Below are 15107 nucleotides of genomic sequence, written 5' to 3'. Positions count from 1 at the left end.
GAAATTTAAGAAGAAGGTGGATGGAATTGAATCAAAATGCACCAAATGAACTAGAATATATTCGGGAATTTTTAAATACATGGAGAATACCAAATGATACGAGAGAAGCAATTGATTTATTGCAGACCGAAGATGATATAAATCAATTTATGAACAAACATTTTCATGAAGAGTTTCCGTTTCATACGATAGAGGAATTAAATAGTTTTCGAGAAGACATTCGGATGACGATTGAAGGCGAAGGATCATTGCAAAAGTGGTTAGAGAAATATCCATTTCATGTACATGTAAAGGAAGATATGAAAGGTATTACATATGAACCAATGCACGAAGAAAATATATATACAAAAGTATTAAGCATTGTTTTAATGGCAGTTCAAGAAAATTTGTGGGGGAGGTTAAAAGCATGTCCAGATTGCCGCTGGGTATTTTATGACAATTCACGAAATGGAAGTAAAAGATGGTGCGGTATGTACGCTGGAGAAGAAGGAGGAAGAGCGTGCGGTACGATTGCGAAAGTGAAAAATTACCGGGCGAAGAGAAAAGGAAGATCTGGTTATAATGTGTAATTTAAATTAGGGGAAGAAAATGGGATGGGGGAATGTAGAATATGAAGGATACACAAATGTTAACTTTAAATAAAAAGTGTTGGGATACAGTTGCGCCTTATTTCTTTCAAGTAGATTGTTTACCGAAGTATGGTCCGTATACAGCGTCTGAAGACGAGATTCATTTGTTTGATTCAATTAGAAATAAAAAGGTTCTTGATATTGGCTGTGGAAGTGGGCATTCGTTGCAATATATGGCAGAGCATGGGGCGGAAGAGTTATGGGGTCTTGATCTTTCCAGTGAACAAATTAAAACAGCGAATGAAACGTTAAAGAGTTGGAATCCAAAGTTAATATGCGGCGCAATGGAAGAGGAAGCGGATATTCCGAAAGGATATTTTGATATTGTGTACTCCATTTATGCATTAGGTTGGACTTCAGATTTAGGGAAAACGTTAGAGCTGATTTATTCATATGTAAAGCCAGGAGGAAGTTTTATTTTTAGTTGGGAGCATCCAGTATATTCAAATTTACAGTATGGTACAGAAGAAATTGTTTTCAAGTCTTCGTACCATGAGGAAACACCTATTACGTTTGAAACATTTAAAGGTGAAAATGTACAAGCGACATTATATAAGAGAAAAATAAGTACATACATAAATGAGTTAAACCGAGCGGGTTTTACAATTGAGAGAATAGAAGAGCCTGAACCATCAAGCTCGTTTGATGGAGAACGAGCTGAGCCGTCTACGAAATATTATTCTTTATATAAAGCTAGAATGGTACCAACTACCTTTATTATTAAGGCGAGAAAGTAAATTGTTTTATAAAAAGAAGCCTATCGTTTCAAATAGATGAAACGATAGGCTTCTTTATTTTTTAAAAAATGAGGTCAGAGGTGTACTTTTCTTATAAAAATGCATTTCATATAAAAGGTGTAATTATTTTTGGGGAAGGGGGATTGTTGTGCGTCGTCATAGAAAGTGCAAAAAATTTGGAGTGGCACTGCCTCTTCCGCTTATAGGAGCAACTGGCCCTACAGGTGATAGTGGTCCAACTGGTCCAACTGGAGGGCATGAAGGTCCGGTCGGGCCTCCGGGAATTACTGGCCCTACAGGGGCAACTGGTCCACAAGGCCCTCAAGGTATCAGGGGAATACAAGGTCCAGGGGGGACAACAGGAGCGCAAGGAATACAAGGTATCGTTGGTGATACTGGAGAGCAAGGAATAACTGGTTCGGTCGGTTTACAAGGTCCTCAAGGATTAATTGGAGAGCAAGGTCCTGTTGGTGATATTGGATTACAAGGTATGCAAGGAATACAAGGAATTACGGGCCCTGCTGGTAGTCAAGGTATACAAGGCGTCCAAGGAATACAAGGAGAAATAGGTGAACGAGGAGAAACGGGCGCGCAAGGAATGCAGGGAGAAATAGGTGTAACTGGGATATCAGGTGTAACAGGTCCTCAAGGTCCTCAAGGTGCGCAAGGAATACAAGGTGAGGACGGAACGACAGGTATACAAGGGGAAGAAGGTCCACAAGGCATACAAGGAATTACTGGAGAGCAAGGACACCAAGGTGATCAAGGAATACAAGGTGTAACTGGTCCAACTGGTTCTACTGGAATACAAGGGCCTCAAGGTATAAGTGGAATAAGGGGGATAACAGGTGTAATAGGTCCTCAAGGTCCGCAAGGTGTTCAAGGTATACAAGGGATAACCGGATCCACAGGTTTTCAAGGAGCAAAAGGAATACGAGGGATAACAGGAGCAACTGGGTCTACTGGTATACAAGGTGCAGAAGGCCCACCTGGAGGACCAACAGGAATAACCGGTCCAATTGGTCCATCTAGTGGAGTGACTGGTCCATCTGGCCCGCCCGGTCCACCTGGGGGGCCAACAGGTCCAACGGGTGTAACTGGTGCGCGGGGGGTAACAGGGGGAACTGGTCTAATAGGAGTGCAAGGATTACAAGGTATAACTGGTCCCACTGGCCCTCAAGGTGTAAGGGGAGCACAAGGTCCTCAAGGGGTAATTGGTGTAGCTGGTGTACAAGGTGCACAAGGTTCTCAAGGTAATCAAGGAATAACAGGAGCAACTGGCGCAGAAGGCCCACAAGGAACTCAAGGCCCACAGGGAGAAATCGGTCCAACTGGTGCAGAAGGTCCTAAAGGTGTGCAAGGAATACAAGGGATAACAGGTCAGGCAGGAGCACAAGGTATACAAGGTTTACAAGGAATAATCGGTCCCACAGGCACAACAGGAGCGGCTGGAGCACAAGGTCCACAAGGAATACGAGGGGAAACAGGAGCAGCTGGAGCACAAGGGATACAAGGTCCACAAGGAATACGAGGGGAAACAGGAGCAGCTGGCGTTCAAGGAATACAAGGTTCACAAGGAATACAAGGGGAAATTGGATTAACTGGTGCTCAAGGTGCTCAAGGTCTTCAAGGAGTCCAAGGAATAATCGGTTCAACTGGTGCCATCGGTCTCCAAGGTGATCAAGGAACACAAGGTATAGTAGGTCCAACAGGAGCGCAAGGTTCTCAAGGTATGCAAGGGATACAAGGAATAACAGGCCCGACAGGTGCACAAGGAATTAGAGGTCCTCAAGGGAATTTAGGAGAAAACGGGATAACTGGTCCACAAGGAGTGCAAGGGGCACAAGGTACTCAGGGACCCGAAGGACCACAAGGAAATGTTGGGGTTACGGGTGTAACGGGAGAAACAGGAGCGACAGGAGAAACAGGAGCGACCGGGGCACAAGGAATACAAGGCGTTCAAGGGATTATAGGGATACAAGGAAGTACAGGAATGACAGGGCCTATCGGTGCAACTGGGGTAATCGGAATACAAGGCGTGCAAGGTATTCAAGGAATACAAGGACCAACTGGAGCAAGTGGAAGCACAGGGGTTAACGGTAGTGTAGGGTCAGCCGGAGCGCAAGGTAGTCAAGGCCCGATTGGAGCTGTAGGACCTACCGGAGCCGCTGGTAGTATAGGGGCTATAGGTTCCTTAGGAATTGTAGGGGCAACAGGAGCGACTGGCTTACCTAGCGGTGGCGGTTATTTCTTTTCTACCTCAACGAGTGTAATTGCAGCGAATGCGTTCATACCAATCAATTCTGGATCTACAGTTTTTGGTTCTGATGTGAGTTTAACAAATGCAACAACTGTAACGTTAAGTACGCCGGGAATATATTTAGTAAGCTATTATTTTCAAGGTGATCCAAATGGGGGGAATGAAACGATTTCCGTGAGGCTTACTTTAAATGGAACACAAGTCGCAGGGAGTTTTATTTTTTATGTTACAGGAGGTACTTTTGTATTAGAACCAGCGATTTCTAATACGATGGTCATTAATGTTGCTTCTTCAAATGCTACTTTATCTTTACAAAATGGCCCATTAGCTATTGGTCATGTAACGACATTATCTGGTGTAATAACGGCTAGTTTAAATGTATTAAAAATAGTTTGACACGTTAGTTATACGGGGGGAGATGCTTGTGAGGGATCAAGATAAGTGTAGTAAGTTTCAAGCACCTATTCCTTTTTCGGCGTCAGGTATTACGGGGCCAACAGGTCCAACGGGTCCGACAGGTTCTTTAGGTGGACCGACTGGCCCGCAAGGAATACAAGGCGTACAAGGGCCAATTGGTCCAACGGGCCCGACAGGAATTCAAGGAGTGCAAGGGGTGCAAGGAGAGATTGGTCCAACAGGTCCAACTGGTTTAACAGGACCAAGGGGTGCTCAAGGTAGTCAAGGACCGATGGGGGAACAAGGTCCACAGGGAATTCAAGGTGTTCAAGGTATGCAAGGGGAAAGGGGGCCGGCTGGCCCAACCGGAATACAAGGTATACAAGGAATACCAGGGCCAATGGGAGAAACAGGTCCAACTGGAATACAAGGTATACAAGGTATGCAAGGGGAGATTGGTCCAATAGGCCCAACTGGAATACAAGGTATACAAGGCGTGCAAGGAGAAATTGGTCCGACTGGCCCAACTGGAAATACGGGTATACAAGGTGTTCAAGGGAATTTAGGGAGTAGTGGTTTACAAGGTGTAACAGGAATACAAGGTATTCAAGGTCCGATGGGGCTGACCGGTCCAACAGGCTCACAAGGAATTCAAGGCGTGCAAGGTGTAATAGGACCAACCGGCGCAACTGGCGTTCAAGGTTTACAAGGTCCGCAAGGTGAGATGGGGCTAACTGGTCCAACAGGCTCACAAGGAATTCAAGGCGTGCAAGGTGTAATAGGGCCAACCGGTGCAACTGGTTTGCAAGGGGATCCGGGCCCAACGGGCTCGACAGGTCAGACGGGAGTAACTGGCCCAACTGGTTCTGCAACGGGTCCAACGGGAGCAACGGGTCCAACTGGTCCGCCAGGAGGTCCAACCGGTCCAACGGGTCCAGCAGGATCACCGGGAGGTCCAACCGGTCCAACGGGAGCAACGGGAACAACCGGTGCGACAGGAGCAACAGGAGCGACTGGAATTCAAGGAGTGCAAGGAATACAGGGTCCAACCGGTGCAACCGGTTTAACAGGTTTGCAAGGCGTACAGGGACCAATGGGGGCAACCGGTCCAACGGGTGACCAAGGAATTCAAGGTCCACAAGGAGTAATGGGAGAAACAGGTCCAACGGGTTTACAGGGTTTACAAGGAGTGCAAGGACCGATAGGAGCAACAGGCCAGGCAGGTCAACAAGGAGTGCAAGGGGCACAAGGTCCAATTGGTCCAACAGGCCCACAAGGAATCCAAGGAATACAAGGTGAGCAAGGAGTAATGGGGCAGGCAGGCCCAACCGGAATACAAGGTCTGCAAGGAATCCAAGGCTCAATCGGTCCAACAGGTCCTCAAGGTTTACAAGGAGTGCAAGGTCCAAGTGGAATAACTGGTCCAACAGGTCCTCAAGGAATCCAAGGAATTCAGGGGCCACAAGGAGGTATAGGTCCAACCGGTGCGACTGGAATACAAGGAGTGCAAGGTCCAGAGGGGCCGACAGGTCCAACGGGTGCAACAGGCCCGCAAGGAATCCAGGGAATCCAAGGAATTCAGGGTCCAACCGGTCCACAGGGCATTCAAGGTCTGCAAGGAATTCAAGGTCCGATTGGTCCAACAGGCCCAACTGGACCTCAAGGTATACAAGGAATAACCGGAGCAACAGGTCCAACCGGTCTAACAGGTGCAACAGGACTGACGGGAGCAACCGGTCCACAAGGAATCCAAGGAATTCAAGGACCACAAGGTATAACGGGGCAGGCGGGTGCAACTGGCCCGACTGGAGCAACCGGTCCACAAGGCGTGCAAGGAATTCAAGGTCCCCAAGGGATAACGGGGCAGATAGGAGTAACAGGAGCGACGGGAATAACAGGTCCTCAAGGAATCCAAGGAATTCAGGGTCCACAAGGTGTGACGGGAGCAACCGGAGCAACTGGACCGACGGGAGCGACTGGTGCAACAGGCCCAACAGGAATCCAAGGAATCCAAGGAATAACAGGAGCAACAGGGGGAACGGGAGTAACAGGCCCAACCGGTGCCACGGGCCCAACCGGCTTAACAGGATCAACCGGATCATCTGCTATATCAACAGGTGGCGGCTATTTCTTTTCTACATCAACGAGTGCCATTGCAGCAAATACCAACATCCCAATTAATTCTGGATCCACTGTATATGGAACTGGTGTATCGTTAACTAGTGCCACAACGGTTACCGTATCTACGCCAGGCATATATTTAGTAAGTTATTATTTTCAAGGAGATGCAAGTGCTGGGAATGAGACAGTATCTGTCAGATTATTATTAAATGGAGCTCAACTAACAGGGAGTTTTATACAAAACGTAACGACATCAACTGTAGTAATCGAACCAGCCATTTCCAATACACTTCTTGTGAATGTAACGAGTGCCAATTCAACATTAATATTACAAAATGGTCCATTAGGTGTAGGGCATGTGACCACTATAGCAGGTGCGATTACGGCAAGTTTAAATGTAGTGAGAATTTTATAAGAAATATAAAAAACACAAGGAATGTCTTTGTAGACACACCTTGTGTTTTTTCTTTATCTTTTTGGCTGGAAAATATGTTGAAAGAAGTATTTGTGATGTAAGTTATCTACAACTTTATTTGCTTGATATGTGCGATGTTGTTCGAGTCGAAGTCGTTGCTCCATCATTTTTATTGCGTGATCAGATAAACGTAACATTTTACATTTCTCCTTTTCTATAAATATAGGTGACTATTTGGTATCGATCCCATATTTATCATTAAGGAGGCAAAATGTGTAACATAGGCAAAAAGCACCTTCCTCTCCCATTACGCTTACGAGGTTAGCTGTCGGACTCGGGAAGTGAGAGTTTCCCTACTTAAATAAGATTCGCCCCAAGTAGCATAGCTACAAAAATGGTTCCCCCGCTCCAAAATTTGGACTCAGCAAAAGGTTTTATAAAGTAAAAGATAACATAAAAAAAATGATGAGTCAAACTATTTGTTGTTTTCTGATTTTTCTAGGGAGGTTAAAACTACACCATCGGGTAATATGATATCCTTTACTTCAATAAATCCATGTTTTTTATATAAAGACAGAGCAGGGGTATTTTTTTTCCCTGTTTGTACAATATATGTTTGGGAAGGGGAGAACATGTCAAATACATATAGTAGTAGTTTTGTTGCAATTCCTTTATGAAAATGATCAGGGGATACTACTAAACGATGAATATCAACTTCCTCTTCATCCATTTTAAAAGAAATAAACCCGGCAAGTGTATCTTCATAAAAATAGCCGTAAAACATTTCATCACATGATTGAATATCGGCTACAGTATCATAAAGGCGAGGAATAGCTGTACTATTTATATATTTTGCTTCAATTTCATAAGCGGGTATTTGAATGTTTAAAATAGAAGTAGCGGTGTTATGAGAAGTTGTAATTAATTTTTGAATCATAGGGTAAAACCTCCTTGTAGGCTTTATTTTCATAGATTTGACAAGATTTTTCTTTATTGGATATAATAATTATAATAGTTACATAACAATTTAGTATTAAAAAGAAATACACCATAATAGAAATGGAGGGCTAAAAATGGGATGGATTATCACATTAATAGTTGGTGCTATTATAGGTGCAATTGCAGGTTCTATAACGGGTAAAAATTTTCCAGGTGGTATGTTCGGAAATATTATCGCAGGTTTATTAGGTGCTTCGTTAGGTGGTAGATTATTTGGATCTTTTGGGCCATCATTTGGTGGGATTCATGTCGTGCCAGCATTATTAGGGGCAATCGTGTTAATTCTTATTGTATCATTTGTAGTGAAAGCTGCAAGGAAATAAAGATATAGATCATGATGAAAAGCCCTGAATAAGGGCTTTTCATCATTCGAAGAGGTGGTTTCGTTGGAGAAATTAAATATTAGAAAAAGAGATAAGTTGAAAAAGTTTTTTAGAGAGCAAAATTATTTAGCCGTATTACTTGGCTTTGCGTTATTGTTTATTAACATATTACTGCTAACGAAGATTTCTTTTGTGTTTACTCCGTTTATCGTCTTTTTAAAAACAATTTTCTTCCCAGTACTATTAGCGGGCGTGCTATTTTATATATTGCATCCATTCGTTTCGCTTTTAGAAAAGAAAGGTGTTTCAAGAATCGTATCAATCGCTTCTATATATATAATAGTACTGGGATTATTTGTGTTTTTAGTTGTAACAGTAATCCCGATTATTAAAGATCAAATTGATGCATTAATAGATAACTTGCCGTATTTCGGTCATGAGATTGAGCGAGCGGCACGTAGATTCGGGGAAAGTAATTTACTAGGGAAAATTCAGGAGAATTTAAATGTTGATGTAGCGAGTATGGTAAAAGACTACACCGTTGATTTTACGAAGTCGTTATCATCAGTAACAGGAAATGTAACTGGATTTTTAAGTACTATTACAGAAGTCGTTTTAACGTTTGTAATGGTTCCATTTATATTGTTCTACCTTTTAAAAGATGGTGAACAATTACCGAATCACTTTTTAAAGTTTATTTCAGAACAAAGACAACCAGCAGCGATGAGAATACTAGATGATATGCATTATGCGATTAGCTCGTATATTAGAGGACAAATTATCGTTAGCTTGTTTATCGGTATTATGCTATTAATCGGTTATCTTATCATTGGTATTAAATACGCGGTACTACTTGCAATTTTAGCGATGATTGTAAATATCGTTCCGTACGTAGGACCAATCATCGCAATTACACCAGCTTTAATTATCGCGTTTATTGACTCGCCGTCAATGGTGTTAAAAGTAATTATCGTTATGATGATTGTACAATTAGCAGAAGGTAAATTTATTTCTCCGCAAGTCATGGGGAAAAAGTTAGACATTCACCCGATTACTATCATTTTCATTATTTTAACTGCCGGAAATTTATTTGGTATTATGGGGATTATTTTAGCGATTCCAGGGTATGCGATATTAAAAGTGTTAGTGACGCATGGGTATAGATTTGTTAAGTTGAATACATGAAAAAAGAGCTAAAACAGAGAAAACTGTTTTAGCTCTTTTTTATTAACAATTGATGTGCATATTCGCGCGCCCATTGATCCGCTTCTAATATGGCGTCTAATGAAGGATCTTTTATGTTATGATGAGCTTCAATTGTTTTGTAGATTGTTTTTTCAATATCGAAAAAGGCAATTTCATTTTTTAGGAATAGTGCATTTGCAATTTCATTTGCTGCATTTAATACAGCAGGAGTTGTACCGCCAATTTTCCCACATTCATATGCGTATTGTAGACAAGGGAACTTCTTTAAATCTGGTTTTTCAAAATGTAAGCTACCGATTTCTAATAAATTTAACTTTTCATAGGAAGAAGGTAGCCGAGTAGGGTAGTGAAACGCATATTGAATTGGCATTCTCATATCAGGGGCACCGAGCTGCGCTATAACTGATCCGTCAATGAACTCCACTAAAGAGTGAATGATACTTTCTTTATGAATCATAACATTAATTTTTTCATAAGGAATATCAAATAGCCATCTCGCTTCCATTACTTCAAAACCTTTATTCATTAACGTAGCAGAATCAATCGTTAGTTTTGCACCCATTAGCCAGTTTGGGTGTTTTAAAGCATCCTTCGCTTGTAATGTTTTCATTTCTTCACGTGTTTTATCACGAAAAGCACCGCCAGAAGCTGTAACAATTAATTTTTCAATTTCCTTATTATTTTCTCCGTTTAAGCATTGGAAAATAGCTGAATGTTCGCTATCAACTGGAATTAAACGACATCCGTTTTGTTTCGCGAGTTCAGTTACGATATGTCCAGCTGCAACCAAAGTTTCTTTATTAGCAATGGCGATATCTTTCTTCGCTTTTAATGCTTCAATTGTTGGGAGTAATCCCGAAACACCAACGACGGAACTTAATATAAGATTTGAATCAGGGTGAGTAGCTACCGCAATTAAACCGTCAGTTCCATATGTGATTTTTGTGTTGGTTGAAATACGCGTACGAAGCGTGTCCGCTAATTCTTTTGTCGCAACGCTTACAATGCGAGGTTGAAACGTTTCGATTTGTTGTTCAAGAAGATCAATATTATAATTTGCGGTTAAACCGACGATTTTAAAATGTTCAGGATGGGCTGAAACGACATCTAATGCAGATGTGCCAATGGATCCTGTTGAACCTAAAATAGATATATACTTTACCATGAAAAAACCTCCAAAGTTGTTTCGAGTATTTCTGCAAACCTATATATTATTGGACAAGTAAGGTGGGAATTCCTGCTATATAAAACGGGAAATTTAGGTTTATTTGAAAGTTAGATGTGATAAACTGTAAAAAATAACGAAAGCAATGAAAGAGAAGAGTACATATTCAAAAATTTTCAGAGAGCTGATGTGTGGTGGAAATCAGTAAGGGATGAATATGGAATGGGCTCTGGAGCTTCTTGCTGAAATGAGTAGGCAAAGACGATTACTTCACGTTAAGAAGTTGAAGTGAGCTATGAATGATAGCTAATTAAGGTGGTACCGCGGGAGTCTCTCGTCCTTTTTTAAGGATGAGGGGCTCTTTTTATTTTGAGAAAGGAGGAGTTAGGTTGAGTGAAAAAATAATGTTAACAGGAATTAAGCCGACAGGTTATCCGCATGTAGGGAATTATATTGGTGCGATTAAACCTGCACTGCAAATGTCAAAGAAGAATGAAGGGAAAGCATTGTATTTTATAGCTGATTATCATGCGTTAAATGCTGTACATGATCCAAGTCAGTTTAGTAGTTATACGAAAGAGGTAGCAGCTACTTGGTTATCACTTGGACTTGGTGAAGATGTTATTTTTTACAGACAAACAGAAGTGCCGGAGATTCTAGAATTAGCTTGGATATTAGCTTGCCTAACTCCGAAAGGTCTTATGAATCGTGCTCATGCGTATAAAGCGAAGGTGGAGCAAAATAAAGAGGCGGGGTTAGAGGTCGATGCAGGAGTGAATATGGGATTATATACGTACCCAATTTTAATGGCAGCTGATATATTATTATTCCAAGCAACTCATGTACCCGTTGGAAAAGACCAAATTCAGCATATTGAAATTGCGCGTGATATTGCGACGTATTTTAATCATACATTTGGTATGACATTTACGCTTCCGGAGTATGTCATACAAGAAGAAGGTGCCATTTTACCTGGCCTTGATGGAAGAAAAATGAGTAAAAGTTACGGAAATGTGATCCCGTTATTTGCAGAACAAGAAAAACTACGAAAGTTAATATTTAAAATCAAAACAGATTCTTCACTTCCAAATGAACCGAAAGAACTAGAAACGTTATTTACGATTTATAAAGAATTTGCGATGGAAGATGAAATACAGTCAATGCGTGAAAAGTATGAAACTGGCATTGGATGGGGTGATGTGAAAAAAGAGTTGTTTCGCGTTGTAGACCGTGAATTAGCTGGCCCCCGTGAGAAATATGAGATGTATATGAATGAGCCGAATTTATTATACGAAGCGTTAGAGAAAGGTGCTGAGCGGGCAAGAGATATCGCGAAGGTAAATTTAGCGGAAATTAAAAAACAGATTGGATTTGAGAGGGAACGCTGAGCGTTCCCTTATTTTTTTACAAAAAAATCGAACGAAATTTCAATTTTTTACCAATATAGAGTGAGGAGGGATAGAAATGATTACAACTCTCGAGTTAAAAGTGTTGTTATTCCAAATAGGAACAGAAATTGTACCAACTAGTAATCTAAAAGAAAAAATTCTAATTCAGGTTAATTTGGTGGAGGGAATAAAACTTAATAATGTTGAGGTGAATAATGATGAGTGAAGTTGTGTTAGCAGTTCAAGATTTAAGTAAAACATTTGAGAGTGCAGATACAAATGTTAGGGCGTTACAAAATGTATCTTTGGAGTTAAATAAAGGGGAGTTCCTTGCCGTGATGGGAACGAGTGGGTCTGGGAAGAGTACATTACTTAACATACTTGGTGCTTTAGACAAGCCTGATGAGGGTGTTGTATATGTAAATGGTGAAGTGCCTAACAATATGTTTGTTGAACCATATGCGACGGAGTACAGGCGGGATAACATAGGATTTATTTTTCAGTCATTTCATTTATTAAAGGATTTATCTGTAGAAGAAAATATTGCGTTACCCCTCATATTATCAGCTGATTCAGAAGAGGAGATACGAGAAAAAACAAATAAAATATTAGATGTTCTTGGTTTAGTAAATTGGAGAAATCATCGACCAGCTCAGCTTTCTGGGGGACAACAACAACGTGTTGCAATTGGTAGGGCGTTAATAACATCTCCTCCAATTGTTCTTGCAGATGAACCTACTGGAAATTTAGATTTCAATACGTCTAATGATATTTTACGAGTACTAGTCGATATGAAACAAAGATTCAATCAAAGTATGATTCTTGTTACTCATGATCCTCACATTGCTACGTATGCAGATCGGGTTCTCTTTATTCATGATGGAGAAAATGTTGATGATTATACGTGTACTCATGGAGTAAATGATATGAATATCATTTTAGATAAATTTAAAAAATTAATGGAGAAATCAAAATGATAAAATCAGTACGAGGATTAAGTTTACGCTTTTTTAAGACGAATAAATTTACTGCTATTTCCTCTATAGTTAGTGTTATGTTGGCTGTTTCTCTAATTGTTACGATGATTGTATTTTCGAATCATGCGAAACAGTCTGTTATAAATGAAATGAAAAATGTATATGGAGATATGGACTTATCTGTTGGATATAACCCTGATCAAAATAAATTGATGGATAAATCTTTACTACAAAATATTAAGGAACAAGAAAATATTGAATACATGTCAAAAGTCTTAGTAAATCATTTGCAAGTGAATAAATTGAATACAGCTATTTATACAGTAGGTGTTCAAAATGATTCGTTATCTAAAAGTCGATATCACTTCTCTAAAAATCTATCAAATGAGGAAGTAACATTAAATGATGGATTAGCGGAAACTTTACAAGTAGAAGTTGGGGAAAGGATTGAAATAGAAAATAAATCCTATGTAGTAAAAGAAGTGTTACCTGATATAGAAGCTGGAGGTTCAGCTCCGGATATACTTGTTTTATCAGAAGGTGCAGTGAAACAGCACGTATATGAAAAAACAGGTAAACACAATGAGGCTACTTATGTGTTGATAAAAGCAAAAGAGAATGCCGATGTATTAGCATTGTCTAGTCAAATTCATAAAATAGACAAAGAATTAAGAATCGATATTGCGGAGGAAGATGAGTTTTTAAAAAGTAACTTAGCGTCATTACATATTTTTATAGTTATTGTATCTGTATTAATACTTATTATTACATCGTTATTATTAATGTCTAATTTTGAAGTGTTTTTATATAAATATAAAAACCAATTTGCTATTATGCGATCAATGGGAGCAACAACGAAACAAATGTTTAAAGTTATATTTATTCAATGTAGTGTAATTAATTTCTTTGGTGGAATATTTGGTTTGTTATTAGCTGTAATAAGTAACCGTTTTTTACAAAGTTGGCTAGAACAGTTATTTGCTTTTCAAATTAATTCGATGAGTTTTGACTATAAAATAGCGATTGTAACAATGATTTGTAGTATCTTTTTTATTGAACTGTTTATGTTATATCCGTCATACAGAAGTTCGAAAATATTACCAGTAAAGCTTATGCGCGAAAATGAAGAATCCGACTTTTCTAATGAAAAAACACGCAGTATGATGGGGAAAGTCCTTTTAATTAGTAGCATATTTTTAACTGCTTTAGGTGGATTTGTAGCAAATACTGGAGATACGCAGGCGATAGTGATATTAATAGGATCTATATTTCTTGTTTTAGGAGTGTATGTTTTATTTCCTATTTATCTTTCTTGGATATTAAAATTATGTCTACCTATGATGAAAAAAATATTTGGAAGGAATACATTTGTTGCTATTAAAAATGTAATTCCGCAAGTAAGGAAAAATACATTTGTTATCTTAATGATAAGTACAATGATGGTGATAGTTGTCTTCGGCTCCACTATATTTAAAACGATGCAAAAAAATAATGAAAGATATTTAAAACGAGAATTTCCAACACATATTGTTGTGGAAAATCGTTTGACTAATGATTCAACCATTACCTTACCTCATATACAAAATATATTTAAAGAAATAAGTAGTGTAAAAGCAGCTAGTACAATTAGTACGAACTCACTGGCAGAATTAAAACAAGGTGAAAAATATATTACTTTTGACTATAATTTAGGTGATTTAAAGGAAATGGAAAAGCAAGGATTACTGTCAGAAGTACCTGCAAATTTGGAGAATAGTATAATTGTTACAAAAGAGTTAGCGGAGCGGTATAAACTTCATGTAGGTGATATCGTTCAATTGGGTCTATTTTCAGAACAGGAACAAAAAGTTAGACCGACTAGTAAGGTAGAAATCGGATTAATTGTTAACGAGCTACCGAATTCTCCTTCAGTACTTATGGATTGGAGTAATGTAACATATAAACAAGATTATACAGTTTTTGAGCGGGCATTTATTAGTTCAAATAATGAGAGAGAGACGTTGGAGCAATTAAAGAAATTGAAAGGCCAATATCCACAATTAAAAATAAGTAGTTATACTCAATCGTTAAAGCAATCTAATTTAATGTTTCAGCAAAGGTGGTCCATCTTCATTGTTGTTATTGTAGTAATTTTGTTTAGTGTAACATTAGGGGTATGTAATACACTTATAAATAATATTCAATCTAAAAGACAAGAGTTTGCTATTTTACGAGCAATAACAGTTAAGAAAAAAGGGATTGTACAAGTTATTTTGACGCAAGTTCATTTATATGTACTTATTGGGATTATACTAGGGACTGTTATAGGCATATTATTAACCTACATGGTAAGTATAATAGATCATACACCTTTATTTTTTGATTTCAAACTTATCGTAACGGTAATAGCGGGGATGTTCGGAATGGTCCTTATTATTTTTATCCCTTTTGCTAATAGAATAGGAAAAAGGGATATTGTTCAAGAGTTAAATAAGGATAATAAATAAAAATA

The 15107-nt window shown here is 39.2% G+C and carries 13 protein-coding genes, 1 riboswitch and 1 other annotated feature; of the genes, 10 read left to right on the top strand and 3 right to left on the bottom strand.

The features are described from left to right. Window positions 1-26 precede the first annotated feature (26 nt). From ACXVYO_RS07040 to ACXVYO_RS07025, 4 genes are all read left to right on the top strand, one after another. A complete protein-coding gene (locus ACXVYO_RS07040; protein WP_458466449.1) occupies window positions 27-569 on the top strand; it encodes a CGNR zinc finger domain-containing protein in 543 nt (180 codons plus the stop codon). A gap of 41 nt (window positions 570-610) precedes the next feature. Then, window positions 611-1366, top strand: a complete 756-nt coding sequence (locus ACXVYO_RS07035) for a class I SAM-dependent methyltransferase (RefSeq protein WP_458466448.1) — start codon at window positions 611-613, stop codon at window positions 1364-1366. A 148-nt stretch (window positions 1367-1514) separates the two neighbouring features. After that, window positions 1515-4022 (top strand): collagen-like protein, encoded by a 2508-nt coding sequence (locus ACXVYO_RS07030; RefSeq protein ID WP_458466447.1) that lies wholly within the window; start codon window positions 1515-1517, stop codon window positions 4020-4022. A 22-nt stretch (window positions 4023-4044) separates the two neighbouring features. Next, a complete protein-coding gene (locus ACXVYO_RS07025) occupies window positions 4045-6558 on the top strand; it encodes a BC_3345 family exosporium-associated protein (RefSeq protein ID WP_458466446.1) in 2514 nt (837 codons plus the stop codon). 53 nt (window positions 6559-6611) lie between these two features. On the opposite strand, the gene ACXVYO_RS07020 is transcribed toward ACXVYO_RS07025, so the two are convergent. Both ACXVYO_RS07020 and ACXVYO_RS07015 read right to left on the bottom strand, forming a co-directional pair. Next, complete coding sequence (locus tag ACXVYO_RS07020) at window positions 6612-6755, bottom strand: hypothetical protein (protein WP_000945246.1); 144 nt, start codon at window positions 6753-6755, stop codon at window positions 6612-6614. Window positions 6756-6852: 97 nt separating this feature from the next. Then, window positions 6853-6995, bottom strand: a riboswitch (cyclic di-AMP (ydaO/yuaA leader). Window positions 6996-7033: 38 nt separating this feature from the next. Further along, the gene (locus ACXVYO_RS07015) at window positions 7034-7495 is read right to left on the bottom strand and encodes a GNAT family N-acetyltransferase (protein WP_458466445.1); all 462 of its coding nucleotides are present in this window, start codon (window positions 7493-7495) and stop codon (window positions 7034-7036) included. A gap of 136 nt (window positions 7496-7631) precedes the next feature. Between ACXVYO_RS07015 and ACXVYO_RS07010 the strand changes: the two genes are divergently transcribed. Beyond that, on the top strand, window positions 7632-7880 hold the full coding sequence (locus tag ACXVYO_RS07010; RefSeq protein WP_000539721.1) for a GlsB/YeaQ/YmgE family stress response membrane protein: 249 nt from the start codon (window positions 7632-7634) through the stop codon (window positions 7878-7880). 63 nt (window positions 7881-7943) lie between these two features. Next, entirely contained in the window at window positions 7944-9065 is a 1122-nt protein-coding gene (locus ACXVYO_RS07005; RefSeq protein WP_458466444.1) for an AI-2E family transporter, read from the top strand. 28 nt (window positions 9066-9093) lie between these two features. Here ACXVYO_RS07005 and ACXVYO_RS07000 read toward each other — a convergent pair whose 3' ends face one another. After that, window positions 9094-10251, bottom strand: a complete 1158-nt coding sequence (locus ACXVYO_RS07000; protein WP_429705307.1) for a 1-deoxy-D-xylulose-5-phosphate reductoisomerase — start codon at window positions 10249-10251, stop codon at window positions 9094-9096. 136 nt (window positions 10252-10387) lie between these two features. Continuing rightward, window positions 10388-10596 (top strand) — a binding site (T-box leader). 5 nt (window positions 10597-10601) lie between these two features. Between ACXVYO_RS07000 and ACXVYO_RS06995 the strand changes: the two genes are divergently transcribed. The 4 genes from ACXVYO_RS06995 to ACXVYO_RS06980 all read left to right on the top strand — a co-directional run bounded on the left by ACXVYO_RS06995 (window position 10602) and on the right by ACXVYO_RS06980 (window position 15102). Beyond that, window positions 10602-11639 carry a tryptophan--tRNA ligase gene (locus ACXVYO_RS06995; RefSeq protein WP_458466443.1) on the top strand — a complete coding sequence of 346 codons (1038 nt, stop codon included), beginning with the start codon at window positions 10602-10604 and terminating at the stop codon, window positions 11637-11639. Between the two features lie 76 nt (window positions 11640-11715). Further along, window positions 11716-11865, top strand: coding sequence for a hypothetical protein (locus ACXVYO_RS06990; RefSeq protein ID WP_458466442.1), 150 nt, complete (start codon window positions 11716-11718; stop codon window positions 11863-11865). Then, complete coding sequence (locus ACXVYO_RS06985; RefSeq protein WP_458466441.1) at window positions 11858-12616, top strand: ABC transporter ATP-binding protein; 759 nt, start codon at window positions 11858-11860, stop codon at window positions 12614-12616. The genes ACXVYO_RS06990 and ACXVYO_RS06985 overlap by 8 nt, the downstream gene beginning before the upstream one ends. After that, on the top strand, window positions 12613-15102 hold the full coding sequence (locus ACXVYO_RS06980) for an FtsX-like permease family protein (protein ID WP_458466439.1): 2490 nt from the start codon (window positions 12613-12615) through the stop codon (window positions 15100-15102). Before ACXVYO_RS06985 ends, ACXVYO_RS06980 begins: the two co-directional genes overlap by 4 nt. The last annotated feature ends 5 nt before the right edge of the window (window positions 15103-15107 follow it).

It is taken from the genome of Bacillus sp. BC08 (genome assembly GCF_054326875.1).
Note: the sequence above shows the minus strand (reverse complement) of the source record. Positions and strands in the feature narration are given on the sequence as shown.